General features: G+C 62.1%; 27 protein-coding genes. 16 read left to right on the top strand and 11 right to left on the bottom strand.

Features of this window, described 5'->3' with window-relative positions:
- Positions 1-112 precede the first annotated feature (112 nt).
- From ABDK74_RS07910 to ABDK74_RS07900, 3 genes are all read right to left on the bottom strand, one after another.
- Positions 113-1,168 carry a glycosyltransferase family 2 protein gene (locus ABDK74_RS07910; protein WP_346003385.1) on the bottom strand — a complete coding sequence of 352 codons (1,056 nt, stop codon included), beginning with the start codon at positions 1,166-1,168 and terminating at the stop codon, positions 113-115.
- Positions 1,165-2,085, bottom strand: a complete 921-nt coding sequence (locus tag ABDK74_RS07905) for a glycosyltransferase family 9 protein (protein ID WP_346003384.1) — start codon at positions 2,083-2,085, stop codon at positions 1,165-1,167. Before ABDK74_RS07905 ends, ABDK74_RS07910 begins: the two co-directional genes overlap by 4 nt.
- A gap of 80 nt (positions 2,086-2,165) precedes the next feature.
- Positions 2,166-2,831, bottom strand: coding sequence for a nucleotide exchange factor GrpE (locus ABDK74_RS07900; RefSeq protein WP_194261172.1), 666 nt, complete (start codon positions 2,829-2,831; stop codon positions 2,166-2,168).
- Positions 2,832-2,993: 162 nt separating this feature from the next.
- Between ABDK74_RS07900 and ABDK74_RS07895 the strand changes: the two genes are divergently transcribed.
- Entirely contained in the window at positions 2,994-3,764 is a 771-nt protein-coding gene (locus ABDK74_RS07895) for a response regulator transcription factor (RefSeq protein ID WP_062031216.1), read from the top strand.
- Positions 3,765-3,770: 6 nt separating this feature from the next.
- Positions 3,771-5,621, top strand: a complete 1,851-nt coding sequence (locus ABDK74_RS07890; RefSeq protein ID WP_346003383.1) for a stimulus-sensing domain-containing protein — start codon at positions 3,771-3,773, stop codon at positions 5,619-5,621.
- Positions 5,622-5,755: 134 nt separating this feature from the next.
- Here the strand turns inward: ABDK74_RS07890 and ABDK74_RS07885 are convergent, their stop codons facing one another.
- On the bottom strand, positions 5,756-6,115 hold the full coding sequence (locus tag ABDK74_RS07885; RefSeq protein ID WP_194253934.1) for a UrcA family protein: 360 nt from the start codon (positions 6,113-6,115) through the stop codon (positions 5,756-5,758).
- A 169-nt stretch (positions 6,116-6,284) separates the two neighbouring features.
- A complete protein-coding gene (locus ABDK74_RS07880) occupies positions 6,285-6,635 on the bottom strand; it encodes an endoribonuclease L-PSP (RefSeq protein WP_346003382.1) in 351 nt (116 codons plus the stop codon).
- A 92-nt stretch (positions 6,636-6,727) separates the two neighbouring features.
- Between ABDK74_RS07880 and ABDK74_RS07875 the strand changes: the two genes are divergently transcribed.
- The 12 genes from ABDK74_RS07875 to ABDK74_RS07820 all read left to right on the top strand — a co-directional run bounded on the left by ABDK74_RS07875 (position 6,728) and on the right by ABDK74_RS07820 (position 16,268).
- Positions 6,728-7,201 carry an HPr kinase/phosphatase C-terminal domain-containing protein gene (locus ABDK74_RS07875; protein WP_346003381.1) on the top strand — a complete coding sequence of 158 codons (474 nt, stop codon included), beginning with the start codon at positions 6,728-6,730 and terminating at the stop codon, positions 7,199-7,201.
- A gap of 34 nt (positions 7,202-7,235) precedes the next feature.
- The gene (rapZ, locus tag ABDK74_RS07870; RefSeq protein ID WP_346003380.1) at positions 7,236-8,216 is read left to right on the top strand and encodes an RNase adapter RapZ; all 981 of its coding nucleotides are present in this window, start codon (positions 7,236-7,238) and stop codon (positions 8,214-8,216) included.
- Positions 8,213-8,653, top strand: a complete 441-nt coding sequence (locus ABDK74_RS07865; protein WP_099285746.1) for a PTS sugar transporter subunit IIA — start codon at positions 8,213-8,215, stop codon at positions 8,651-8,653. The genes rapZ and ABDK74_RS07865 overlap by 4 nt, the downstream gene beginning before the upstream one ends.
- Positions 8,654-8,667: 14 nt before the next feature.
- The gene (locus tag ABDK74_RS07860) at positions 8,668-8,958 is read left to right on the top strand and encodes an HPr family phosphocarrier protein (RefSeq protein WP_211566230.1); all 291 of its coding nucleotides are present in this window, start codon (positions 8,668-8,670) and stop codon (positions 8,956-8,958) included.
- Positions 8,951-10,813: a phosphoenolpyruvate--protein phosphotransferase gene (gene ptsP / locus ABDK74_RS07855; RefSeq protein WP_346003379.1), complete on the top strand. Its 1,863-nt coding sequence runs from the start codon at positions 8,951-8,953 to the stop codon at positions 10,811-10,813. Before ABDK74_RS07860 ends, ptsP begins: the two co-directional genes overlap by 8 nt.
- Before the next feature lie 57 nt (positions 10,814-10,870).
- A complete protein-coding gene (locus ABDK74_RS07850; RefSeq protein ID WP_346003378.1) occupies positions 10,871-11,425 on the top strand; it encodes a Fur family transcriptional regulator in 555 nt (184 codons plus the stop codon).
- A 5-nt stretch (positions 11,426-11,430) separates the two neighbouring features.
- The gene (locus ABDK74_RS07845) at positions 11,431-11,886 is read left to right on the top strand and encodes a hypothetical protein (RefSeq protein WP_346003377.1); all 456 of its coding nucleotides are present in this window, start codon (positions 11,431-11,433) and stop codon (positions 11,884-11,886) included.
- A gap of 19 nt (positions 11,887-11,905) precedes the next feature.
- Positions 11,906-12,925, top strand: coding sequence for an asparaginase (locus ABDK74_RS07840; protein ID WP_346003376.1), 1,020 nt, complete (start codon positions 11,906-11,908; stop codon positions 12,923-12,925).
- Between the two features lie 87 nt (positions 12,926-13,012).
- On the top strand, positions 13,013-14,440 hold the full coding sequence (locus ABDK74_RS07835; protein WP_346003375.1) for a sugar porter family MFS transporter: 1,428 nt from the start codon (positions 13,013-13,015) through the stop codon (positions 14,438-14,440).
- Positions 14,441-14,528: 88 nt separating this feature from the next.
- On the top strand, positions 14,529-14,951 hold the full coding sequence (locus tag ABDK74_RS07830) for a hypothetical protein (RefSeq protein WP_346003374.1): 423 nt from the start codon (positions 14,529-14,531) through the stop codon (positions 14,949-14,951).
- A 140-nt stretch (positions 14,952-15,091) separates the two neighbouring features.
- Complete coding sequence (locus ABDK74_RS07825) at positions 15,092-15,511, top strand: hypothetical protein (RefSeq protein ID WP_346003373.1); 420 nt, start codon at positions 15,092-15,094, stop codon at positions 15,509-15,511.
- A gap of 19 nt (positions 15,512-15,530) precedes the next feature.
- Entirely contained in the window at positions 15,531-16,268 is a 738-nt protein-coding gene (locus ABDK74_RS07820) for a DUF4097 family beta strand repeat-containing protein (protein WP_346003372.1), read from the top strand.
- Here the strand turns inward: ABDK74_RS07820 and ABDK74_RS07815 are convergent.
- The 5 genes from ABDK74_RS07815 to ABDK74_RS07795 form a co-directional block, all read right to left on the bottom strand.
- Positions 16,265-17,050 (bottom strand): RNA pseudouridine synthase, encoded by a 786-nt coding sequence (locus ABDK74_RS07815; protein ID WP_346003371.1) that lies wholly within the window; start codon positions 17,048-17,050, stop codon positions 16,265-16,267. The genes ABDK74_RS07820 and ABDK74_RS07815 overlap by 4 nt on opposite strands.
- Positions 17,040-19,760, bottom strand: coding sequence for a DNA translocase FtsK 4TM domain-containing protein (locus ABDK74_RS07810; protein ID WP_408874504.1), 2,721 nt, complete (start codon positions 19,758-19,760; stop codon positions 17,040-17,042). Before ABDK74_RS07810 ends, ABDK74_RS07815 begins: the two co-directional genes overlap by 11 nt.
- Before the next feature lie 118 nt (positions 19,761-19,878).
- Complete coding sequence (gene rsmD, locus ABDK74_RS07805; protein WP_194253921.1) at positions 19,879-20,478, bottom strand: 16S rRNA (guanine(966)-N(2))-methyltransferase RsmD; 600 nt, start codon at positions 20,476-20,478, stop codon at positions 19,879-19,881.
- 3 nt (positions 20,479-20,481) lie between these two features.
- On the bottom strand, positions 20,482-21,282 hold the full coding sequence (locus ABDK74_RS07800) for a pseudouridine synthase (protein ID WP_346004187.1): 801 nt from the start codon (positions 21,280-21,282) through the stop codon (positions 20,482-20,484).
- 32 nt (positions 21,283-21,314) lie between these two features.
- Positions 21,315-22,049, bottom strand: a complete 735-nt coding sequence (locus ABDK74_RS07795) for a gamma-glutamyl-gamma-aminobutyrate hydrolase family protein (RefSeq protein WP_346003370.1) — start codon at positions 22,047-22,049, stop codon at positions 21,315-21,317.
- A 6-nt stretch (positions 22,050-22,055) separates the two neighbouring features.
- Here ABDK74_RS07795 and ABDK74_RS07790 point away from each other — a divergent pair, with 6 nt between their 5' ends.
- On the top strand, positions 22,056-22,547 hold the full coding sequence (locus ABDK74_RS07790; protein WP_346003369.1) for a nucleoside deaminase: 492 nt from the start codon (positions 22,056-22,058) through the stop codon (positions 22,545-22,547).
- 134 nt (positions 22,548-22,681) lie between these two features.
- Entirely contained in the window at positions 22,682-24,229 is a 1,548-nt protein-coding gene (locus ABDK74_RS07785) for a Do family serine endopeptidase (protein ID WP_346003368.1), read from the top strand.
- 75 nt (positions 24,230-24,304) lie between these two features.
- On the opposite strand, the gene ABDK74_RS07780 is transcribed toward ABDK74_RS07785, so the two are convergent.
- Positions 24,305-25,615 (bottom strand): lipopolysaccharide biosynthesis protein, encoded by a 1,311-nt coding sequence (locus ABDK74_RS07780; protein ID WP_346003367.1) that lies wholly within the window; start codon positions 25,613-25,615, stop codon positions 24,305-24,307.
- Positions 25,616-25,731: the final 116 nt, after the last annotated feature.

Genomic DNA, 25,731 nt, shown 5'->3' with positions numbered 1-25,731 from the left:
GAGATCGCTCCTGTGCGAGTGGGACCGGCAGATTGCTCTGCCGAAAAATGAACGGGTAAATGGCCTCAATCCCCGTCCCGCCGCAACCCCCAGACGAACAGTCGAACCGTTTTCAGGTCGCTTTGTCCGTCTGGATCACGAGCGCAGGCCCATCATGGGGATCGGACTGCCGTCCTTCGTCCCATCCGAGCGTGACATAATGGATGAGGGGCCAGATCCCGTAATAGGGGTCCTGCGTCACGTCCGGATTGCTCTGGGCATAATACAGCGGATCGAACACCCGATATTCGTGCTGCTGCCCGTCGTTCCGCGCCCGATGGGCCACAAAGCCGGACGGGATGCTGAGTGGAGGGTGTGGAACGCTCTCTCCCGTGCCCAACAGGATGTCCGGATCGACGCCAAGATCGCGGAAGCGCTGCGCGATTATGGGCGCATAAATGTTTGGAACAGGCCGGTAACCGGCAGAAAAAGCCTCGGCGTCCGTACGGAAATAGAAGTGAAGATGTGTCCCGTTTGCAGGGTGTTCCAGTGCGTCGCCTGTGTCTGTGGCGGTCAGTTTCTGGCGCGCAAAGCGGCGGATATCTTCATAATCGGGGCGGTTGTGCAGATGGAGATGCACGAAAGGCGTGCGGACGTAGCGCTCAGGATAAAGGCTTTGGGGATTGTGGAAGCCGCGGTCCAGACTGACGATCGTTCGTGCTTTGAACAGACTGCGCCGGACGATCTGGGGCAGGTAATAATCCGGCGCCTCTGGCACGTTCAGCAGTAGGCGTTCGGTAATGAAGGTCGCGTTTTCCTGCTCCAGATAGTCGAACTGTCGGCGGATAACGTCAGGATCGAGTGAAAGCTGGTCCAGAAAAACCGTCAGGAACTCGTCGCAATCTAATGGGACGGCAAAATCATAGGACTCTTCTGCATCCCACTGGCGGATGATGTTCGCGATGACCTCGCCCTTGTGCAGGAAATCACTGGGCGCTGCATGATCGCGGATGATCCGCACGCCTTTTTCTTCATAGCGGCGCTGGATCTCCAGAACGGTGGGATCGGTCGACCCATTGTCGATCACGGTCAGGCTGGGAAAGCCGAAAATCGCCGCGTGCCATAGAATCCAAGGCTCCAGCAGGGTCGCCTCGTTCTTCTGCATCATGACGCAGCGGATTCGGGTCATCGGGACAGCAGGGCGTTCATGCAGGCCTCGACCCGCTCGACGGGCAGCATCGCCAGATCGGGCACCACGATCAGCTCTGTTCTGCCGGACGTGAGGGTGAGGGGGGCCGTCAGGCGCGGATCGCTGTCCGGGCCAAACAGCGTGAGGCAGGGTGTGTCCATCGCGGCAGCCAGATGCATCGGGCCGGTGTCGTTGCCAATCACGAGGGAGGCACGGTCGAGCACGCCTGCGAGTTCGACCATCGTGGTCTGGCCCGTCAGGTCGAGGGCCGCTGGGCAGGCGAGCAGGATGTCCTGAGCCAGAGGCGCTTCGGTTTGCGTGCCGACGATGAGCGGACGGATGCCCTTCGCGGCAAGGGATTTTGCGATTTCGGCGAAGCGGGCGCTGGGCCAGCGTTTCTGGGGACGGTGGGGAGCTGCGCCCGGCACCAGAACGGCATAGGGGGCGGGAATGTCCGGCCCATAGCCCTGAAGCCAGCGCGGAACACTGCGTGGCAGGGGCGTGACTCCGGCGTCATGGAGTTGGTCGTCGAGCCGGGCCAGCGTGTGCATGGCGTTGCGAGACGGATTGCCGTGCGGATGGCAGCAGCCATCGGAAATACCCGACCAGTTTGCAGGCTGTCCGGCAAGGCGGAAATAGGTTTTAGACCGTCCCGAGGTCTGAAGATCGAAGACCCGGTCATAACCGCGCAGTTTTCGCGACAGGCGCCACAGCCCCGGCAGGTTCCGCATCGACGGGCGGTCATCCGTCAGGATCTCGTCAAACCACGGTGCGGCGCGGGCCAGATCCACGAAAGGCGCGGTCGTCAGAAGGGTCAGCGTGGCGTGGGGAAAGGCGGCCCGAATGGACGCGAAAGCGCCGAAAGCCTGAACGAAATCGCCCAGCGCGCCGAGCTTTATGACAAGTATGCGACTCATGAGCCGACTTTAGCAGGGTGTTGCGGAACGCCAACCGTTCCCGGCTGCCGTTCCGCAAAGAAAATCGACCCTGCGGTCAATTAGGCCGTGGTGTCGACGCCCTGCGGTGCCGCAGCCGGTTCGCCCTTGGCGACCACGACCATGGCGGGCTTCAGCAGGCGGCCCTTGAGCAGCCATGCCGGCGTCCAGGCCTGCATGACATGGCCCGACGGATGCTGGTCGGAAGGCTGTTCCGCCATCGCCTGATGCAGGTTGGCGTCGAACGGCTTGCCGGTCGGGTCTTCGCAGGTGATGCCGTTGCGTTCGAGAATGCCGAGGAACGAGCGCTGTGTGCCCTCGATTCCCTCACGCAGCTTCGTGATGAGGACGTCTTCGCCTTCTGTCTTGGCGGGCAGGGAGGCCAGACCGCGCTCAAGATTGTCAGCGGCTTCCACCACATCGCGGGCGAATTTCTGGATGGCGTACTGGCGGGCATCCTCGATATCGCGCTTGGCGCGGGCGCGGATGTTTTGGCTTTCGGCTTCCGACCGAACCCAGCGGTCCTTGAGTTCCGCAACCTCGGCTTCAAGAGCCTCGATGCGGGCTTCGGGAGTCGTCTCTTCCAGCGTTTCACCGCCGGTTTCGTTCATGCCCGGTGTCTCGTGTCCGGAGGTCTCGACGCCCTGTTCAGGCACGTCATGGGCCGTTTCCGGCGAGGCGTTGTGGTCTGTCATGTCACGACCTTCTTTGGTGGGACGGGCCATCATGCGGCCCCGTTCTTCTTCAGGAGATAACGCTGATTGTCCTAAAGACAAGGGTTGCGCCGTCGCATAACGACGCATCATGTCATTGAAAAGCCTATTTTCCGCCATCATGGATCATGGGTTATAGGTAAAAAGCCGCAACAGTTCTCAGCAGACGGACCCCTTATGGAGACGCCCCGAACCCCCTACGCGCCGCCCGCGCCTGCCTCGCAGACGCCGCCCGGAGCTTCCGCCGCGCCGATTATCGCGCTGGTGGACGATGACCGGAACATTCTCGCGTCGGTTCAGATGACGCTCGAAGCCGAAGGATTTACCGTTCACACCTATACCGACGGCGAAAGCGCGCTGCAGGGCATCACGTCGCGCCCGGTCAGCCTTGCGGTGCTGGATGTGAAAATGCCGCGCATGGACGGCATGGAGCTGCTCCAGCGCCTGCGCTCGCGCTCGAACCTGCCGGTCATTTTCCTGACGTCCAAGGACGAGGAGCTGGACCAGCTCATGGGCCTGCGTCTGGGGGCTGACGATTACATCACCAAGCCGTTCTCCCAGCGCCTGCTGATCGAGCGTATCCGCGCTTTGCTGCGCCGTCAGGATGCCAGCCGGGCCGAGGCCACGGGGGTGGCAGCCGTCGGCTCCGCCATCGTTCGCGGCAAGCTCTCGCTGGACGAGACGCGTCATCAGTGCCTGTGGGACGGGCAGGACATTGCGCTCACGGTCACGGAGTTTCTGCTGGTCAAGGCTCTGGCCCTGCGTCCGGGGATGGTGAAGTCGCGCGATCAGCTCATTGATGCTGCCTATGGGGACAACATCTATGTCGATGACCGCACGATCGACAGCCACATCAAGCGCGTCCGCAAGAAGTTCCGGCAGGTGGACGACGAGTTCAACCAGATCGAGACGCTGTACGGCATCGGCTACCGCTACCGAGACGAGTAAGCGCGCGTGGACGATGATTCGGGGGCTTTTCCGACAGGCCATATTCTCGATGCTGAACGGCTGGAACAGGGCCGGGACCGGCGGCGTGCCGAATCGGCCCGGGCTGGTCTGCGGGCAGGGCTGGGCGAGTCTTTGCGGAGGATCGGCGCAAAGATCCTGAAGCGCCTGCGCCCGCCCCGGGCTTCGGAAATCTCGCTATCGCGGCGGCGTCTGGCGTCTCCGCTTCTGGTGCGAATTCTGCTGCTTAACGCCCTGCCGCTCGCCCTGCTGGCCGTCACGTTGCTGTTTCTGGACCAGTTCCAGAACGGACTGTTGGAAACCGACGTCAACGCCCTGCGCGAACAGGCGCATATCTATGCTGGCGCGCTTGGCCAGTCCGCTGTTCGGGTCAGTGCGCATGGGCCGGGCCATCCCGCGCCCGGCGGTAATCTGGAACTGGACGTCGCGCAGGCCCGTCCGCTTTTGGCCAGCCTGACCGAGCCGAGTCCGAATGCTCACGCTTTACTGTTCGATCCGGATGGCAAGCTGGTGGTGGACAGCCGCACGGCCTCGCGCCGCAAGCAGGACCATGCGCTTCCCGACCCTGTTGATGGCACGCCGTGGCAGCCGCCGCGGAACAATATCCTTGAAAGTTTCTATGACTGGCTGCTGTCGCTCCTGCCGCTGACCTCCAGCGAGGAAGTCACGCTCGACACCAATGACACCGCCATGGACGGCCCGCATGATGCCCGGCCGCTCCAGTCGCAGGCCGAACTGCCGCCCTTCATCCGCCGCACCAAGGACCACCAACTGGTCGTGACGGTGGTGGAGCCGGTCGTGCGCGATGGTGTGACGGTTGGCGAAATCCAGCTGACGCGTCACGCGCCGGAAGTGGATCGGACGCTTTTCGCCGTTCGGTCCTCGATCCTGTCGCTGGTTCTGGCGGCGCTTGTCGTGACGGTGCTGCTGTCCTGGTATCTGTCGCTCACGATCGCGCGTCCGCTGCTGACTCTGGCGCGCGCGTCCAACGACATGCGTGAGGCGGATGGGCGCAAGGATCTGGTGCCTGAACGGTTGCTGGTCCGTCGGGACGAGATCGGCGTTCTGGCCCGCTCGCTCCGGGGCAGTGCATTGGCGCTTTGGGCGCGAATGGACGACATCGAACGCTTCGCCGCCGATGTCAGCCACGAAATCAAGAACCCGCTTTCTTCCATCCGCTCCGCCATCGAGACGTTGCCGCGCATTCAGATTACTGAACGTCGCGACCGGCTGATGGGGATCATCAACAGCGACGTCAAACGGCTGGACCGTCTGATTACCGATATTTCCGATGCCAGCCGGATTGATGCCGAACTCTCCCGCGTGCGGCCTGAACCCGTTTCGGTCGTCGCTCTCCTCGCTATTCTCGCGGAAATGCATCAGACCACCCGCCGGGAAAACGATCCCGTGCTGCGTCTGGATGTCCGCGATCAGGACCCGCCGCTCAAGGCGCTGGCCGTGGAGGATCGTCTGGTTCAGGTATTGCGGAACCTGATTGGCAATGCGGTCTCGTTCTCGCCGCCGAAGGGCATCATCGCCCTCCATGCCAGTGCGCGCGACATCGCAGGCAGCGGGCCGGGAACGGGCAGCGTGGTGGAAATCACCATCACCGATCAGGGCCCCGGCATTCCGCCCGGCAAGCTGGAAAGCATCTTCGACCGCTTCTATTCAGAGCGCCCCCAGACCGAGAACTTCGGCCAGCATTCCGGGCTCGGGCTCGCGATCAGTCGGCAGATCATTCACGCCCTGCGCGGCAACCTGTTCGCCGAGAACCGGATGGATGCGTCCGGGGCGATCCGGGGGGCGTGTTTCGTGGTGCGGCTCCCTCGCGCGTCCTGATGCTACCATCCGGCCCGTGCCCTGCACGGTGATGGCTGGTTCCGGGTACAGGCCCGCAATCGCGCCCGGAACAAGGGCCGCGGCCACTGGCAGCGCCAGCATCAGGGCCGCAAAAGCGGGCCGGGACATGGCGGTCACTTCCTGGCGGAGAGGGCAAGGATCACATGACCAGCCTGATGCCGCGCGCGCTGCTGATCCCGCAGGACGTAAAGGTCATCATGGGCGCGGGAAAAGGCGTCCTGCTCGCAATCGGCGCCATCGCTGTCCACCAGCCAGTTGTCCTGAATGAGCTTCTGGCAGACGACGTGAGACGCTTGGGCAATTTTCTGGTTGGCGATGGTCCAGTCCCGCGTGGCCCTGAGATCCAGCGACGAGAGGTCAATTTCCGTGCTGGTCGTCCCGATCCCGCTGGGAGCGGCGTGTGTGGCCTGAAGCGGCAGGGCAAGGCTGGTGATGGAGAGGGCGCAGAGCAGCAAGGAGGAAAAACGGGTCATGGCACGACGTTCCTGAAGTCAGATCCGACGCTGATTGCGTCTGGAAATCTTCAGTGCAGGAAGCGTGCCAGTTTTTATTTTCAGTCAGAAAAATTCGATCTTCAGCAGGTTGAAGATAAATCACCTCGGTAAAATCATAAAATCCGCCATGAAGTGGCGTATTTTTCCATTATCCGTGAGGTGTAGCCGTCAGGCTGAGGGCGATGCGCTGTTCGGGGAAAGGAAAACGCTGCACGATCCGCAGGGTCAGCGCGGGTTTTGCGGCCCCCAAAGCCTCGTTCAGGGCTGCCTGACACTGGCTGAAGGTCTGGCCCTCGCGGATCATGGCCGCGACATGCCGGGTGTGGTCCAGCGTGAGGCCATGATCGGCCAAAGCCAGAGAAATGGCCGAAAGTGCTGCCTGACACTCATCCGACAGCCGTCCGGGGCGATCCCCTTCCGGGCTGAAACCACTGAAATCCGTGCAGGTGACCTCGTCTCCATGTACGGTGACGGTCGATGAAGGGAAGGATACGCCCATGGTGGTTCGAAGTCCTGATCCATGTCAGGGGGCCGTCATGCCCCTGTCCGGTCCAAGGTCTTAGTCCGCTCCTGATGAGGTCGCAATCCGTCATGTCCGTCTCGCCATCCCTCTCTGAAGATTCGGTCCATGCAAGCTGCGTGGCGTGGAACGGGGAAGCTGTCCTGATTTCCGGCCCCCCGGGCGCGGGGAAATCGGAACTGGCCCTGCGGCTGATGGATGCGGGTTTTGATCTCGTGGCGGATGACCGTGTGCTGCTGGAGGGGGTGGTCGCTTCGGCCCCCGCGCGGCTGGCAGGATTGATCGAAGTCCGGGGTGTGGGAATTCTGCGGACACCTTTTGTTGTGAAAGCGACGGTCCGCCTGCGGGTCTGTCTAGGGCAGGGACAGCCACGCCTGCCCGAATCGTGCCGGGACCCCTGGACGGGTGCGGTGATGTTGTGTCTGGAGCCCGGTTTTCCGGGAACGGTGGCCCGGATCAGGGCAGCGCTCAAAGCCTGTTGCGGCTCTTACGAATGGGTCGCCGGGGCCGGAGAAACGCTAAAAAAACGTGAAGGTTTGAAATAGTTCCGTACCAAAAGAAAAAAGGCTAGAGTGTGGCATGGCATCGGCGAACCATCCCGAGTCTGGCTCCTTATCCGGCTATGGTCACGGGTCCCGTCGGATCCTGATTGTAACGGGTCTGTCCGGGGCGGGAAAATCATCCATATTGCGGGTTCTGGAAGATCTGGGTCATGAGGTCGTGGACAACCCACCTCTGAACCTGATCCAAGCGCTCGCGTCACGGGCCGGACAGAATCTGGCCATCGGAATCGACGTCCGCAGTCGCGGGTTCGAAGCCTCTCGCGTTCTTGAAGAGCTGGAGCGCCTTCGCCTTCTGCCGGACTGCGTGGTGCAACTCCTCTACGCCACTGCCGAACCTGAAATCCTTCTGCGTCGCTTCACCGCCACGCGCCGCCGCCATCCGCTGGTGACAAGCGGCACCATTCTTCCCGGAATCGAGCAGGAAACCGCCCTTCTGGCTCCGCTGCGCGCCAATGCGGATCTGGTGATCGACACGTCCGACCTGCCTTCGCCGGAGCTGCGCCAGTTGATTGAAACGCGCTTTGGCTGCTCGGGTGGGGACGGGCTGACGGTTGCGCTGATGTCCTTTGCCTATCCGTCAGGTCTGCCGCGCGAAGCCGACATGGTTTTCGATGCGCGTTTCCTGCGCAATCCACATTATGATCCGTTCCTCCAGCCCATGACCGGTCTGGATGAGGCAGTCGTGCAGTACGTGAAGTCAGACCCGGCCTATCCCGCTTTTTTCGGCCATATCCAGAGCCTTCTGGAACTGGTGCTTCCCCGTTTTGTCGCGGAAGGCAAGAAATATGCCACTATCGCTATCGGATGCAGCGGCGGACGCCATCGCTCGGTGACGATCGTGGAAGAACTGGCCCGTATTCTTCCCAAAACCATGCCGGTCGGGCCGATGATGGTTCTGCACCGCGAACTCGCCCGCAAAGGGGTGGCGCCCCGGCGCTGGGCCGTCCCTCCGCAGGACCCACTACAGGATCTTTCTTTACAGGACAGAACAGTATGATCGGACTCATGCTGATTACGCACGGACGTCTTGGCGATGTCCTGCTGGAAACGCTGGTTCATGTCGTGGGTCCGCAGACTCAGGTGGGCGTGGTCGGCGTTGCGGATGATGACGATCCCGCCGTGCTGCGTCCTGCGGCCGAACGCCTGCTCCAGCGCCTCGATACCGGCGATGGCGTTCTGGTGCTGACGGATATTTTTGGAAGTTCGCCTTCCAATCTGGCGCTGTCCCTGCGCGAGCCGGGGCATGTTGAGGTCGTGTCGGGCGTGAATGTGCCGATGCTGGTCAAACTGGCGAAAACACGTCGCGATCTGGATCTTGCGGGTTGCGTGGAAAAGGCCACAATGGCGGGGCGGAAGTATATCGCCGTGGCGTCCCAACTTCCTGCTCCCTGTCTCCATGGCGGGCCGCGTGCCTGTACGCTGCCGGTTCATTGAATCGAGTTCGCTGAATGAGTGATACGACCCTGTCCGTCCCGCCACGCACTGTCAGCATCGTCAACCATCTGGGCCTTCATGCCCGACCAGCCGCCAAGATCGTGACGACCGCCGAGTGTTTCGACGCCGAGGCCACGATTGCCCACGGCTCCAATGTCGTCTCCGCCCTGTCGATTATGGGACTGATGATGCTGGGAGCCGGGGAGGGGCAGAGCGTGACGCTCCGTGCCCACGGGCCTCAGGCGGTCGAGGTGCTCAATGCTCTGGAGGCCCTGATCGCGGACGGATTTGGCGAGCGTGACTGAAACGCCGTCCCGTCGCCGCTCTTCCCGACAGCCCCGCCGCAGCGCGTCCTCCAGTACGTTTCTTCAGGGCAAGGCCATCACGCCCGGTATGGCACTCGGCCCTGCCGGACGGGTTGAAGCCCTCCCGCTGCCCGACATCACCGAACGCTACAGCGCCATTGGGCCGGAGGTAGAGAACGTCCGTCTGGACGAAGCCATCGCTCGGGCATTTCATCAGATAGAGAAAATGCGCGACCGGCTGGTCGGCTTGCCGGAAGAGGGGCGTGCGGAAATCGCCTCCCTTCTGACGGTCTATGAACGCATGCTCGGCCCGTCGCGACTTGTGCGTCAGGTGCGGGAGCGGATCGCGGGTGAGGGGCTCTGTGCGGAGGCAGCCGTCTCGGACGTCACGCAGGAACTGGCGGCGCAGGTTTCTCGCATGGCTGAGGCTGTGGCGCGGGAGAACAGCGCACAGGACGCCGACGCCAATCTGCGTCTTGCGGGCGAGTTCGAAGAAGTCGGGCGGCGCCTGATGCGGAACCTGACCGGCATCTCCTATCGCGCGTTTTCGAGCCTGCCTCCCGGCTCTATTCTGGTGGCGGAGCAGCTGCGTCCGGCCGATGTTGCCATGATCGATCCTGCGCGGATTGCGGCGGTCGTCACGCAGGGCGGGGGCGGCGCGGACCACACGGCGATCCTGCTGCGCGCGCTCGATATTCCCGCCATCCTCGCCGTTCCGAACCTCATGGCGCAGGTTCAGGAAGGCGAGATGCTGGTCGTGGACGGGCATCTCGGGACCGTCACGCTGTCACCTAACGAAACCGAACTGCGTCTGGCGGGGGAATTCGCGCAGCGTGAGGTCAAGGAAAAGCGGGCGTTCGGGCGGCTCAAGCGTCTGCCAGCCCAGCTTCAGAGCGGCGAAGACATTGAACTTTCGGCCAATCTGGAACTGCCGGCGGAAATGCCGATGCTGTTGCGCAATGGTGCGAAGGGCATAGGTCTTCTGCGTAGCGAATTCCTGTTCGGTGAACGCGAAGACCTGCCCGACGAAGACGGCCAGACCGACGCCTATCGCGCCATCGTGCAGGCCATGGATGGCCGTCCCGTCACGATCCGCGTGTTGGACTGGGGTGGCGAAAAGGGCAGGGCCTGTATGCGTCGGTTGGGTCTGGCAGAGCAGGTTGCGGATGGTGGAAATCCTGCGCTGGGCCTGAGGGGTGTGCGTCTGCTCCTGCGGGTGCCGGATGTGCTGGAAACGCAGTTCGCCGCGATCCTGCGGGCTGCCGAGCCTGAAGAGGGCGCAGTCATCGGGCCGGTGCGGATTTTGCTGCCGATGGTGACGTCCGCAGACGAAATCGTGGCAGCGCGGGAGATTTATGACCGGGTGGCCCGACGCCTCAAGCGCAAGGGCCATACGTTGCCCGATCCGCTGCCGCCGCTGGGGATCATGATCGAAACCCCTGCCGCCGCTCTGACGGTGGATACGCTGGCCCGGCACGCTGATTTCATGGCGCTCGGCACCAATGACCTGACGATGTACACGCTTGCCGTGGACCGTTCGGATTCCATGGTAGCCGACCGCTACAGCCCGCTTCATCCGGGGGTGCTGCGACTGATCGAAGCGGCGGCAGATTCGGCCTTGAAGGCGCGCCGTCCGATTTCGGTCTGCGGGGAAATGGCGTCTGATCCGCGCGTGGTGGCGTTGCTGATCGGTCTGGGTCTGCGGTCCTTTTCCATGAACTCCGCCTCCCTGCCGCGTGTGAAGCGCCTGATCCGCACCCTGACGCTCGAAGACTGCGACCAACTCCGCCGACAGGTCATGCTGGAAAGCGATCCGGACCTGATCCAGGATCTGGTGCGGCAGTTCGCAACCTGACACTGTTTGTGCGTGGGTCTCTCGGCAAAGCAGGGCGGGGATGCCATATTGACGTCCATGCCGGATTCTTCTGCCACTGCTGATACGCTCGTTTTCTCGCCCGAAGTCACACAGCGCCTCGACCTCACGACTGAGTGGTGCCAGCGCAACGGGCAGCGCCTGACCGAAACGCGTCGGCAGGTGCTGGGGCTGATCCTGTCCAGCGAGAAACCGTCCGGAGCTTATGATCTTCTAGCCAGACTGCGCCCTGCCCACCCGAAAGCCGCCCCGCCTACGGTTTACCGGGCGCTGGATTTTTTGCTGGAAAACAGTCTGATCCACCGTCTGGAGCGGTTGAGCGCCTTTGTAGGCTGTTCGCACGCCGTGGAATGTCCGCATGGGTGCAACCACCATGACGAAGGCGGAATGCACCGGGCGCAGTTTCTGATCTGCCGAGGCTGTGATCGGGCGTGGGAACTTGAGCAGGAATCCATCGCGCCGGTTCTGACCCGTGCGGCACAGAGCATGGGCTTTAAAGCCGAGTCCGCGACCGTCGAAATTGAAGGCCTGTGCGTGGCCTGTCAGAAAGCCGGTGTCCTGCCGGTACGCCGCCCGAAAACCACGGCAGGCTGAAACGCATGGGCCGCCGTCGTTCCCCGTCGTCGGCGCCGCTGTTTGAAACGCTACCCCAGTCCCGTCGTCCGCGCCCGGAAACTCCGCTGCCCCGCGCCTCTGTGGCTCCGGCTGATCAGCCGGATCTTCTGGGCTGGACGCCACCGCGGACGCATCTGGATGCGGAGGAGGTCGAAGCCTGCCTCCTGAATCCTGTCAGGTTCCGCCCTCCGTCTGGGGAAGCGTTTGTGTATCATCTGACGGATTTCGTCAGCGCCCGGATGATTGTGGAAAATGGCCTCTCTCTGACGGACAGCCTCATATTCCGCACGGCCGCGCATCTGGCGCAGGATCTCGCGGATGCTCCGGTGACGGAAGATCTGGGGATCGTGCGTGTCCGGCGGCGTCTGATCCAGCCTTGGCTGACGGCAGATCGTCAGGACGGCCGTCCGTGCTATGTGCTCGGTCCAGAAAAATCATGAGAGGCAGGGAGAGTATCATATGGCAGCACAGTCGGGCCTTCTGGCCGAGGTCACGCGCGGCGGACGTGTCGAATCCCATCATCTGGGCCGCGCGGTTGTCGTGGATGCCGATGGCAGCGTGGTCTGGTCGTGTGGGGATGTAGAGGCAGCGGTATTTCCGCGTTCGACCGTCAAGTCCCTGCTCGCGATCGAACTGGTGGAAAGTGGCGCTGCGGACCGTCTCGGTCTGAGCAGCGATGCGTTGGCGCTTGCCTGTGCCTCGCATGGTGGCGAGAAAGCCCATGCCGAAATGGCGGCCACGATGCTGGCGTCGGTCGGCCGGGATGTCGGGTCTCTGGAATGCGGAACGCACTGGCCGACCTACGAACCGGCTGGCCGCGCGCTGGCGGCCGCACATCAGGACGCCTGCCCGCTGCACAACAACTGTTCGGGCAAACACGCGGGCATGGTGTGCCTGTCCTGCGATCAGGGAATCGATCCGACCGGCTATATCGACCCGTCCCACGAAATCCAGCGCCGCGTGACGGATGTGCTGGCCGTCATGATGGACGCGCCACATGACGATGCTAACCGCGGCATGGATGGCTGTTCCATGCCGACCTATGCCGTCCCTCTGAAGGCGCTTGCGAAAGGTTTTGCAAAATTTGGTGCGGGAACCGGGCTGTCCGAAGGGCGCTCCCGTGCGACCACACGTCTTCGTGAGGCCGTGGCGGCCAATCCGTTCATGGTCGCCGGGACAGGGCGCTACGACACGAAAATCATGGATCGGTTCGGCACACGGGTCTTTGTGAAGATGGGCGCAGAAGGCGTGATGATCGCGTCTTTGCCGGAACTGGGCCTCGGTCTGGCCATCAAGACCGATGACGGCGCCAACCGCGCTGCGGAAGTCGTAATGTCCGCCCTGCTGCGTCGCTTCGGCGGTGAAACACTGTGCCGGGACGCCGCAGACCGCGACATTCTGGACGCAACTGCCACGCAGACCATGCGGAACTGGAACGGGTTCACAGTCGGCGAGATCCGCAGCGCGCTCACGCTGTAAACGGTTTTGTGTTATAGGTTACGGATATGACATCCGCATGAAAGATTGATGTCATTCTATGACAGAACAAAAGGAACGCACTGGCCTATGAACGATCAGCCTGGAACAACAGGGACCATTTCGCCGCAGGATGACAGCAGCACATCCATTTTCGACGCAACGCGCTTCAAGATCATCGCCATTGGCGTGATCGCGGCGCTGGCGGGTCTCATGTCCGGGCTTGATATCGGTGTTGTGGCAGGGGCGCTGGACCTGTTCGGCAAGGAATATCACGCTTCCACCATCGCGCTGGAATGGGTCGTCAGCTCCATGATGGCGGGTGCGGCGGCAGGTGCTTTGAGTGCGGGCTGGATGTCCAAAACTCTTGGCCGCAAACATTCCCTGATCGTAGGGGGGGCGATCTTCGTGGTCGGTACGATTGGCTGCGCCATGAGCTGGTCGGTCGCGTCCATGATTTCCTTTCGGGTCGTCATGGGCGTTGCGGTGGGGATTTCCGCCTTCACCGCCCCACTCTACCTGTCAGAAATCGCCAGCGAAGAGTCCCGCGGGGCGATGGTCTCGACCTATCAGCTTATGGTGACGGTCGGCATTTTCATTGCGTTCCTGTCCGACACGTATTTTTCCTATAGCGGCAACTGGCGCTGGATGTTCGGTGTGGCGGGTATTCCGGCCATTCTGTTTCTGATCGGCGTGCTGTTCCTGCCCTATAGCCCGCGCTGGCTGATGGCGCAGGGACGTCACAAAGAAGCGCGGCAGATCCTGCTTGATCTGCGGGATGACCCGCTGACAGCCGCCAAGGAAATCCGTGCCATCCGCGAGCAGCTTGAGACGAAACAGGAGGGTTTCAAGCTCTTCCGCACCAATCCCAATTTCCGCCGTTCCGTGGCGTTGGGCGTGATGCTTCAGATGATGCAGCAGCTCGCGGGCATCAACATCGTTATGTATTACGCGCCCAATATTCTCGCGGCGGCGCATTTCGATGCTCAGTCGCAGATGTGGTGCACGGCCATCATCGGTCTGGTGAACATGCTGGCGACCTTCGTGGCTGTGGGGCTGGTTGATCGCTGGGGTCGCAAGCCGATCCTCTATGCAGGTTTCACGGTCATGGCGTTCGGTATGGGCATTCTTGCCATGCTGCTCCAGACCGGCATGACCACGCAGTCCTCCCAGATCGCGGCTGTTTTTCTGCTGATGATCTTCTGCGCTGGTTTCGCCATGTCGGCGGGGCCACTGATGTGGGTGCTGTGCTCCGAAATTCAGCCACTCGGCGGTCGCGATTTCGGAATTGCCATTTCGACCTTCACCAACTGGATGACCAATCTTCTGGTTGGTGTAAGCTTCCTGACCCTTATGCAGGCCCTCGGCACAGCAGGCACGTTCTGGCTCTTCGCCGGTCTGAACGCACTGTTCCTGCTGCTCACGTTCCTGTTCGTGCCCGAGACGCGGGGAATGTCTCTTGCCGTCATCGAAAAACGGCTCATGGCGGGTGTGAAGCTCCGCAAACTGGGCCGCTGACATCCTCCGGGACATCACCATCGCGTGATTTTGCGCCCGGCCCCTTTGGTCGGGCGTTTTTATTTAAACCTTCCATCAGGAGACGCGCTTGAGCGAATTTTCCCGATCCTCCCAAGAATCCACCCCTGTCATCGGCAGAAGCGGCGTCCTGCTCGTTTACGCGCTGTATATCGCCCGTTTCTTCACGGGAATCAGCCTTCTGGCGGGTGTCATCGTCGCCTATCTCCTGCGCAGATCGAGCGTCGGGGTGGAGCGGATGCATCTGAACTGGCTGGTGCGCCTGTTCTGGTATGATGTTGCCTTCATCATCGGTTGTGCTGCTCTGTTTCTGGCATGCTTCCTGACAGAACCGCCCGGAAGTTCTGGCCCCGGCCAGCTTATCTTCCTGCTGCCGATCGGCATTTTCGCAGTCTGGAACATCGTCCTGCTTGTATCGCTGGTCGTGGGCGTGCGTGGAATTCTGGCAGGAGAAGGCCCGCTTCCCAGACGTTTCCAGGCATTGGCGGAATAAGCTCGTTACGAACTGGCGCAATACGCCATTTCCTGAAGTTCCAGACGGATTCCATTCACTGGAATCTCAGGAAATCCAGATCTGGCACGGTTCATGCATCAAGGCTGCTGTCGAGTTTTTCTCAGAGGAATGTCTCCCTCATGTACGCATCCTACGTCCCTTACGAACCCGCAGGCCGTTATGGTCGCGGAGATGATGCCCGGAGCGGCCGCGATCTGGTCCTGCTGATCTATGCTCTGTATGTCGCCGGATTTTTCACGGGCGTGACAGCCCTGATCGGCGTGATGATTGCGCATAAAAGCCGACGCTCCGCTACGGGGCTGACGCGCACGCAGCTCGACTGGCAGGTGCGGATGTTCTGGTACGGCGCGCTCGCCCTGACCGTGATCGGGACGATCCATGTCATGGTGGCGGGTCTGGGCGCCATCACGGGCGGCCTTGGACTGGTGTTCATGGTGGTGCCGTGGGGGCTGACCTTGGCCTGGGGTATTCTCACGGCCTGGGCCATTGCCCGTGGCGTCCATGCTGCCCTGCTCAACCGTCCTGTCGTAAATTGCTGAAGCCCGAAAGGCCCATACCATGAACCGTTTCGCGCTTTCCCTTCCTATCCTCGCCTTCGGTACCGCACTGGCCTTTCCGGTCTGCGCTGCACCGCTGATCCAGTCTTCGACTTCAGACGATATCTCTCTGTCTGCCCTGCCCGAGGGCGGAAAAATCTCCAGCATTAACGGCGATGTCAGCATCGGGACGTCAGACGGTCCCCTGTCCGTCCGGACCGTCAGCGGCGATATTCATATCAAGCAGTCCAGAGGGCCGCTCAACGTTCATACGGTCAACGGTACGCTGGATGTGGATCATGCGATAGCCGCTGTCGAAATCCGCAGCGTCAGCGGCGATGTTACGCTCGATCATTCCGACGGCGCGGCTTCGATCCGTAGCGTGAGTGGTGACGACACGATCAACCATGCTGCCCGGGATGTCATGATCCGCAGTGTTAACGGAGATATAAACCTTACCCTCGATGCCGCGCCGCAGAGGCGCACGATTGATATCGGTACGGTCAGCGGTGACATGACGATCCATCTGCCGCATGGCTTTGGCGGAACCTTCGACATTCACCTGAAGCAGCGCCGCTCGGACAAGACACTGCCGCTTGAGCAGTCGCTCGGTTTGATTGTGCAGACAGGGAACTGGGAAAAAGAATCCAGCGGGTCAGAAGAGGCCCGGACAATCACGGCCACCGGCAAGGTCGGCGATGGCCGCGATCATGTCGTTATCCACAGTGTGACGGGAACCCTGAAACTCGTTCAGGACTAACCCACACTCTTACATCCCATTCGCCGCAGCGTTCCCGCCATGAAATCTGGCGGGGGCGCTTCCGCGACGAGCGTATCGGATGGCAGGTTCAGTTCCAGACTGCGGGCGAGCAGATGCAGCCCCGGCAAAGAAGAACCTGCCGCAGCCCCGTAAACCCTATCGCCAAGGATCGGCGTTCCCAGTTCCGCGCAATGGATGCGGGCCTGATGGGTCCGTCCTGTGAGCAGTTCCAGCTCTACCCAGCACAGACCCTTCCCGCGTCCCAGCACACGCCAGCGCGTCCGGGCCTCATCGCCTTTCGCATCCACAACCATGCGCCAGCCTGAGGGGGCAGATTTCCGCAGAAGCGGCGCATTAATCTCGCCGCTATCCTGCGGCAGATCCCCCACCACAACCGCCCAGTAGAGCTTGCGGACCTGGCGTTCCTGAAACGCTGCCTGTGCCTCTAACAGCGCCGTCTTGCGCCGTGCAACCAGCAGGCAGCCGGACGTATCCGTATCCAGCCGATGCGCCAGCCACGGCCCTCCGCGCGGATGCGGCAGCAGGCGGGTTTCGACGGAATCCTGCGTGGAAGGGCCGGGATGCACCGCCAGTCCTGCTGGTTTGTCCAGAATCAGGAAGCGCGGCGTTTCCAGCAGGATGGGAATGTCCATTCCCGGATAAAACGGTGTGCGCGGGCCTTCAGCCGCGGGGAGGTCCGTCTGTTCTGGCAGGCGGCGCGGCTTATGGGCGTTGCGCGAGGCTTTTGCGCGTCGGATCCGGTCTTTCCGGTCAGTCTTCATGTTCTTCCTTGCGGCGGACAAGGATCTCGCGTTTGCCCACATGGTTGGCGGCACCGATAATGCCTTCCTTTTCCATCTGGTCGATCAGCTTGGCCGCACGGTTATAACCGATGGAAAGATGGCGCTGGATGAAGCTCGTGGAGGCCCGGCCTTCACGCATTACGATATCCACGGCCTGATCGAACAGGGTGCCTTCTCCGTCACCGCCGGAGCCCGTTCCTGCCGTCAGGCCGCCCGCGCTGTCGTCATCCTGACCGGAGACCACGTCGTCATTATAGATCGGGTCGCCCTTGGAGCGTAGATCTGCCACCACGGCCTCGACTTCCTCATCCGCCACGAACGGGCCGTGGACACGCGTGATGCGGCCGCCACCCTGCATGAACAGCATGTCGCCCTGACCCAGAAGCTGTTCGGCGCCCTGTTCCTGAAGGATCGTGCGGCTGTCGAATTTGCTGATGACCTGAAAGGAAATCCGGGTTGGGAAGTTGGCTTTGATGGTGCCGGTGATGACGTCCACGGAGGGCCGCTGCGTCGCCATGATGACGTGAATGCCTGCTGCACGGGCCTTCTGGGCCAGACGCTGAACGGCCGTTTCGATTTCCTTGCCCGCGACCATCATCAGGTCGGCCATCTCGTCAATGACGACGACGATATAGGGCAGGTTTTCTGTTGCGACCTGCTGTTCGTCGAACACCGGGCGGCCCGTTTCGGGGTCAAAGCCGGTCTGGACGCGTTTGGTCACCATTTCGCCCGAAGAGCGGAGCTGGTTTACGCGTTCGTTGTAGCCGTTGATGTTGCGGACCTGAAGCTGCGCCATCAGACGATAGCGGCGGTCCATTTCCTGCACGGTCCATTTGAGCGCGCTGACGGCCTTTGCAGGTTCCGTCACAACCGGCGTCAGGAGATGCGGAATCCCGTCATAGATCGACAGTTCGAGGATCTTGGGGTCGATCATGATCAGGCGGCATTCTTCCGGGCTGAGCCGGTAGAGCAGCGACAGGATCATGGCGTTCACGCCGACCGACTTACCCGAGCCGGTCGTACCCGCGACGAGCAGATGCGGCATTTTCGCAAGGTCGGTATAAACCGGAACGCCAGCGATATCCTTGCCGAGCGCGATCTGAAGACGCCCGTTTCCGTTCAACCATTCCGGCGTGCGGAGCAGTTCGGAGAAATAGACCGTCTCGCGCTTTGCGTTGGGCACCTCGATGCCGATCACGTTGCGTCCCGGCACGGTTGCGATACGCACGCTCAGAACAGACAGCGAGCGCGCTACGTCATCGGCGAGCCCGATTACGCGCGATGAACGGATGCCCGGTGCGGGTTCGAGTTCGTACAGCGTGACGACCGGACCGGCATGGATATCGCCGATTGTCCCCTGCACACCATAATCGGCCAGAACGCTCTCCAGCAGACGCGCATTGGACTGCAACGTCTCCTGTGACGGGCCGGTCACGGCATGAGGCGGCGGCGGGTTCAGGAGGCCCAGCGGCGGCAGTTCCCAGCCGGTCGTTACGGCATTGCGCGGGGCGGCAGGACGGGGCGCAACAGCTTCGGAAGGGCGTTCCGGACGACGCATTCCAAACAGGCCGCGCTTCTGCGGTTCGGGTTCGGGCGGCGTGTCGATGCTGCTCTGGGGCAGTTCTTCGTCCATTTCGTCGTCGATCTGACGGCGCACAGGGGGCAGCGGCGTGTCACGCTGGCGGGCGATCTGGGCCAGACGCTCGGCATAGGGGTTGGACGGTGCCTCTTCCTCTTCCGGGACGGTGGTCTGGCGGGCGCGGGCGGCTGCGGCTTCCGTACGGCTGACCGGGCGTGTTTCGGCGGCTGGCTGGCTGTAGGGATCGTCCTGCGTGTCCATGGGCGGCTGCATCCAGCCGGTATTCTGCGGCACGAACGGCTCAGGCCGGGAACGCGGATCGCTTTTGCCGAAACTGCGACGCAGGAAGGACAGAGGGGCTGCATCCGCCGCCGGAGCGCCACCGGCCGGGCTGGGCTGGAATTCATAAAGGCGCGGATCGGGTGCGGGACGATGATCGGATGTCTGCGGGCCGTTCATGCGCTTGGCCAGCGAGAAGGGCTGGCGTCCTAACACCATGGCTGTCTTGCCCAGAGCACGCCATTCGCGGGCTTCAAGACCCATCGCGAGCGGCAGCAACAGGCCCATCAGCAGCAGGACAAGAATAACGGCAATCGCGTTTCCAGCCGCCCCGGCTTCGGCATGGGCCGCGCCCAGCAGACGCTGCGCGCAGGAGACGCCCATTTCTCCACCCAGACCGCTGGCGGTCGGCCAATCGACCTGAAGGCCGGGAATGAGAAGCTGGAGCGTGCCGATGAAGGTGGCGCTGGCGGGAAGGAGGGCGAGGGCGGCCACGATCCGCAGGATCGGCAGGCTCATGCCGTGATGGCGGACCATGCGCCAGGCCCAGGCCAGCAGGATGACGATCGGCATGCCGCTGCCGAGGCCGAGCCACTGGATCAGGCCATCCGAAATGGTCGCGCCCGTGCGGCCCAGCAGGTTCGTCGGCTGCGTTCCCGTCGAGGTGTTGAAGGACGGATCGTGCGGATTGAAGCTCCACAGCGCGATCCCGACCGCCACGGCGAAGATCAGCAGGACCAGCCCGAGAAGCTCCATGCAGCGGGCGCGCAGGGCACTGCGCAGTTTTGGTGTCATGTGCCGGTCATGGGCATCGCGGACGATGTTGCGCACTGTACTGGTCGATCGGCTGAACGCGGCCAAGTCTCGTCACCCCGTCGGTTTTCTGGATTGCGGCTTGTAAAATTCACTCTGAACTATAGCCGACAGGGTACTGAATACAGAGGGAAAATTAAGGAAAAGTGGAGGAATGCTTCCAGATCGTCACCTTCGCGGCGCCAAAACGACGCTCGCAGAGGATTTCTGGCGTGAGTGTGGGCATAAAGTGTTCGGAAGGTGGCATGATGGGCGTAAATTCTTCCGTGGCCCCCGTTTCGGTCACGATCAGTGCGCCCTGTGCCAGCCAGCCGTTCCGCGCCAGTGCCCGCAGACCCGATTCGACCAGCCCCTTGCCATAGGGCGGGTCCAGAAAAATCAGCGTGTAGGGTTCCGTGGCCTTGGGCGGATGCGTGACGCTGCAACTCAGCACGCGGGAGCGGTCCCGGGCCTTGCAGATGTCCAGATTGATCCGCAATGCCGCCAGTGCGCTGCGGTCACGTTCGATGAACGCGGCTTTTTCCGCACCGCGTGACAGGGCTTCAAGCCCCATTGCGCCAGTTCCGGCATAGCAGTCCAGAACGAGGGCTTTTTCCAGCTCCTCCTGTCCGTACCAAGGCGCATGGGCGAGCATGTCGAAAATCGCCTGTCGCGTGCGGTCCGACGTGGGGCGCGTGCTGGTTCCGGACGGCGCGGTCAGGGCTCGGCCCTTGTTGTCTCCTCCAACAATCCGCATCGATCAGCGCGTCCGCTGACGCTTCGGGGCGGGAAGGTCCGGCATCTGTTCGCGCAGGGTCTTGCCGGGGACTTCCTCAAGCTCGCGGGCCTTCAGCGAACCAAGCTGGAACGGGCCGTAGGACAGACGGATCAGACGGCTGACATGCAGGTTCAGACCTTCCATGACGCGCCGGATTTCGCGGTTCTTGCCTTCGCGCAGACTGACCGTCAGCCAGGCATTGTCGCCTTTTTTCGAGTCCAGTGCGGCTTCGATGGAACCGTAGCGCACGCCGTCATAGTCGAAACCGTTGATCAGTGAAGCCAGACGCTTTTCGTCTACAACACCGAAAACGCGCACGCGGTAACGACGGACCCAGGAATTGCCGGGCAGTTCGAGGCGGCGGGCCAGTTCGCCGTCATTGGTCAGCAGCAGCAGACCTTCGGAATTGATATCCAGACGCCCCACGCTGATGACGCGCGGCAAACCTTCGGGCAGCGTGTCGAATACTGTTTTACGGCCTTCCGGGTCCTTGTGGGTCGTCATCAGGCCGTCGGGCTTGTGGTAGCGCCACAGGCGCGTGCGCTCGGGGGAGTCCACGGGTTTGCCGTCCACCAGCATGATGTCGCCCGGCTGCACGAACGTCGCCGGATGCGTGACGATCTGTCCGCCCAGTTTGATGCGTCCGTCTTCGATCATGCGTTCGATATCGCGGCGGCTGGCCACGCCGGCGCGGGCCAGCGCCTTGGCGATGCGCTCGCCTCTCGGGGCGGCTCTGTCCGTTTCGGGCGCAGTGTCCTCGTGCAGGTCAGAGATTTCGGGCATCTCGGGGGCGGTGTTTTCGGTGTCGTCGTCGGTCATCGTGCAGTCTCCACAAGCGCCGCATACAGGCGACGGTCGCCGGGGTCGAGGGAGAATTCGGGATGCCACTGTACGCCAATGGCAAAACCGGGGCCATCAAGCTCGATCGCTTCGATGGTGCCATCCGGCGCGCGGGCGCAGATTTTGGCCCGTCCGGGGTCACGGACGGCCTGATGATGCGAGGAGTTCACGCTCATGCGCTCCTCCCCAACGATCTGCGCGAGTTTCGTGTCGGGGACGATGTCTATCGCATGGCCGGGTTCGTGGCGCGGGTTGGGCTGTTCGTGTTGCAATTCTTCGGGAAGATGCTGGATCAGCGTGCCTCCGGCGTGTACGGCCAGAAGCTGCATGCCGCCGCAGATGCCCAGAACCGGCTTGCCCTGCGCCAGTGCGGCTCGCAACAGGGCCAGTTCGGCGGCGGTGCGGGCCGGGCGCGGGCTGGTCAGTGGATGTGGGTCCTCGCCATACAGCGCCGGATCGACGTCGAATGCGCCGCCCGTGACGATCAGCCCGTCCAACCGCGCCATAAGGGCCTCGGCATCGCAATCATAACCCAGACAAACCGGCATACCGCCCGCGTCGCTCACGGCCGTTAGGTAATTTTCCCGCAGCGCATGGAAGGGATAGCGCGAGAACTGCCCCGGACCGCCGGGTTCATGATCCAGCGTCAGGCCGATCAGCGGCGCGCGCTGCGAAGGGGATGGACGGGGAGGGGTCATGCGCCGCATCATCGCATCATGAGTCAGGGTCAGACAAGGATTCACACGGATATTGGTCCGGCGATGCAGACGGCGCTACAGGCCGCGCGGGAGGCGGCATCCTGTGGGGAAGTGCCAGTCGGCGCGGTCGTGCTGGCGCCGGACGGAGGCGTTCTGGCGATCGCGCGCAATCACGTGGAAGGCGCGCATGATGCCTCTGCCCATGCCGAGCTTCTGGCCATGCGCGAGGCCGCCGCGTTTCTGAAAAGTCCGCGTCTGACGGACTGCACGTTAGTCGTGACGCTGGAGCCTTGCCCGATGTGCGCTGCTGCGATCGTACATTTTCGGATCAGGCGGGTCGTGTTCGGCGCGTATGATCCCAAAGGTGGTGGGGTGGAGCATGGGCCACGGATTTTCGAGCGTCCGTCCTGTTTGCATCGCCCCGAAGTGATCGGAGGGGTGTGCGAGCGCGAGGCGTCGGGGTTGCTGAAAGACTTCTTCCGCAAACTCCGTAAACCCATCGCAGAATGAGGTTGCGGCTGCCGAAATTCACAGTCCGTCACGAACTTACGGATGTTTCACCCGGCGGTCAGCTTGTGGAACGGGAACGGGGTTCATAGTTCAGCGCTATAAGCCACGATGTTTCGCAACAAGTCGGGATTGATATGACCACACGCTTTCGCACGTCCCTGTCCGCTCTCGCTGCCACCACCATGCTGGTCGCGGCCCCCTTCGCTTTTGCGGACACAACGCCCGCAGCCACAGCACCCAGCGGCGCCATCAAGCCCCAGACGGGCGTTCAGGCGCTCCCCAATTTCGTCACGCTCGTCAAGCAGGTGAAGCCGGCTGTCGTGTCCATCACGTCCCACATCAAGGCGGATGTGGCGGAAGAAGAAGAAAACGGCCCGGGCGGTGGGGGCGGTGGTATGGGACAGGGCTCGCCGTTCCCGTTTCCCTTCCCGTTCCAGATGATGCCGCAACAGCAGCAGCCTAACCGGACGGTCGAGGCCCGTGGTTCGGGGTTCATCATCTCGTCTGACGGTTATGTTGTGACGAACAACCACGTTGTGAATGGGGCGACCAAGGTAACGGTCACGCTCGATGACGGCACGACGCTCCCGGCCAAGATCATCGGTCGCGACCCGAAGACGGACGTGGCGTTGCTGCGCGTCAAGCCGACCGGCAAGCTGCCCTTCATTGAACTGGGCGATTCCGACGAGGTGCAGCCGGGCGAATGGGTTATTGCAGTGGGTAACCCGTATGGTCTGGGTGGTACGGTGACGGCGGGTATCGTTTCGGCACTGGGGCGTGACCTGCATTCGGGCGCCTATAACGACTTCATTCAGGTCGATGCCCCGATCAATCACGGCAACTCTGGCGGTCCGCTGTTTACGCAGGACGGCAAGGTCGTGGGTATCAATTCCATGATCATCTCGCCCAATGGCGGCGGGTCGATCGGCATTGGTTTTGCAATCCCGTCCGATACCGTGAAATCCGTCGTGAGCCAGCTTGAAAAGACCGGCCATGTCACGCGCGGCTATCTCGGCATCGAGGGGCAGGACATCTCGCCCACGATGGCGCAGGCCCTTAACCTCCAGTCCCCCGAGCCGGGCGCGCCGCCGCACGGAACGCTGGTGGCCTCTGTCTCCAAGGGCAGCCCGGCCGAGAAGGCTGGCATCAAGAGTGGCGACGTCGTGACCACGCTGAACGGCAAGCCGATCAAGACAGGTCATGATCTGGCGGTGAAGGTCGTCTCCATCGCGCCAGGCACGCAGGCGACGCTGGGGCTGCTGCGGGATGGCAAGCCGATGACGGTGAACTTCACGGTCGGCAACCTGTCCGCTCAGGATCACGCTTCGGGCGATGCGACCGACAGTGCGCAGTCCGGTGCGGGCAAGCTGGGCGTGTCGCTGGCCTCTCTGACGCCGCGTGCGCGTCAGGAACTGGGTCTGGATGACAGCGTGCAGGGCGCGGTCGTGGCCGATGTCGTGCAGGGCTCACCCGCCGATCAGGCCGGAATCCGTCCGGGCGATATTGTCGTGGCGGTTGGCAATCACGTCACGCCGTCGCCCAAGGCCGTCGTGGCGCAGGTGCATGACGCGCTGGGTCGCAAACAGCCGCCGCTCCTGCGCATCCTGCGTGACGGGCAGCAGCTTTTCGTGGCCGTCTCCCCGACCGGTTCGGACGACGACAGCTCCGACGACGCTCAGTAAGAGGCGCGTCAGAACCAGAAAAAGGCGGGAAGGGTCAGACCTTCCCGCCTTTTCTGCATTGATCGTGGCGGGCTTTCAGCGCTCCGTCTTGCCAATCCGGCCGTAGAAGAACCACACGCCCAGCATCTGCGACAGCAGGATTGTCGCATTGCACGCCGCCGTCGACAGGCAGGCTCCCGCGAGACCGAAATGCTGCGTCAGGACATAGAGGGCCGGGAAATAGACCGCCATGACGGCGGTGCGGTTGGTCATGAGGAACTTCACATGCCCTACGACAATCAGCAGCGGTTCCAGCGGGATGACCAGCAGGCTGAACACGGCCGCCAGCAGCATGATGGAAATATAGAGCGAGGTGTGATGCACATGGACATGCAGCAGGAAGCGGAAAATCGTTGATCCAAAGAAAGCGGACAGCAGCAGAAGCACGCAGGATAATGCGCCCAGAACACCGAACATTTTCCACGTCACGCGTTTGAGGCCGCGCCAGTCCTGCCGGTCCCGCATCCGGACCAGTTCGGGATAGAGCACGGGCGAGATGAGCTGCGCTGGAGTAACAATTCCGTCCGCGATCTGACGGCAGACGCGGAAAACGGCGGCTTCCGCCGGCCCCAGACCCGTCCCGACCACCAGCGTCGCCACATGGCCCGAGATGTTGCCTAGCGTCTGGTTGATGCTGGCCGCGCGCGTAAATTGCCACATGCCCGGAAGCTGCCAGCGCCAGTGCCGGAACGCCCGGAAATACCGGAATTTGAATTTCCGGTGCAGGATGTCCAGCGCGTAATAAACATAGAAGCTGTAATCGATAACGATCGTCATGGCCCAGACGAACAGGAAATATCCGAGCTTCAGATGCAGGACGTAACCCAGCAGTACGCCAAATGTCTTGGCGATGGCGGCGCAACTGTCGATGATCGGGACGAGATGAAATTTCCCCGCCATCCGCAGGATACCGTTTGCCCAGCCTGAGTACATCAGTGGACTGACGCACACATATAGATCCGCCAGAAACCGCACATGCGCGGACCAGTGTGCGGTGTACCCGTAGATCTGCACGCCCACGAGGCCGAACACGATGGCAAAAGCCGCAGAAAGCGTGTCGAGGCGAATGCAGAAATGAACCACACGGTGCAGAAGGTCCGTGTCATCGCTGCTGAAGCTGTCGCTGCCAAAACGGATCAGCGTTTGCCAGGACTGCATCCGCGACAGGACGGAACCGGTCGAGGCCAGGGAATGGATCAGGATCAGCAGTCCGAAATCGGAAAGTCCCAATGCCCGGACGGCCACGGCAATATAGATGAAACTGCACAGTGCATTGGCAATACGACCGAGGGTGAGAACGCTGACATTTTTGAAAATGGATCTGAAAACGGAGCGTTCACCGGACATGCGGGCCTTACTGACCACAAACCCGTCAGACTGTCCATGCCAGTAACGAATTGTAGCACTCCCGGAAGGTTTCTTGACATGAAAAGGTCAGGGATTATGAAGAAAATATTACATAT

Source organism: Gluconobacter sp. OJB (genome assembly GCF_039638275.1).
Classification (GTDB): domain Bacteria; phylum Pseudomonadota; class Alphaproteobacteria; order Acetobacterales; family Acetobacteraceae; genus Gluconobacter; species Gluconobacter cerevisiae.
The sequence above is the reverse complement of the archived record's forward strand: the minus strand, read 5'-3'. Positions and strand labels throughout refer to the sequence as shown.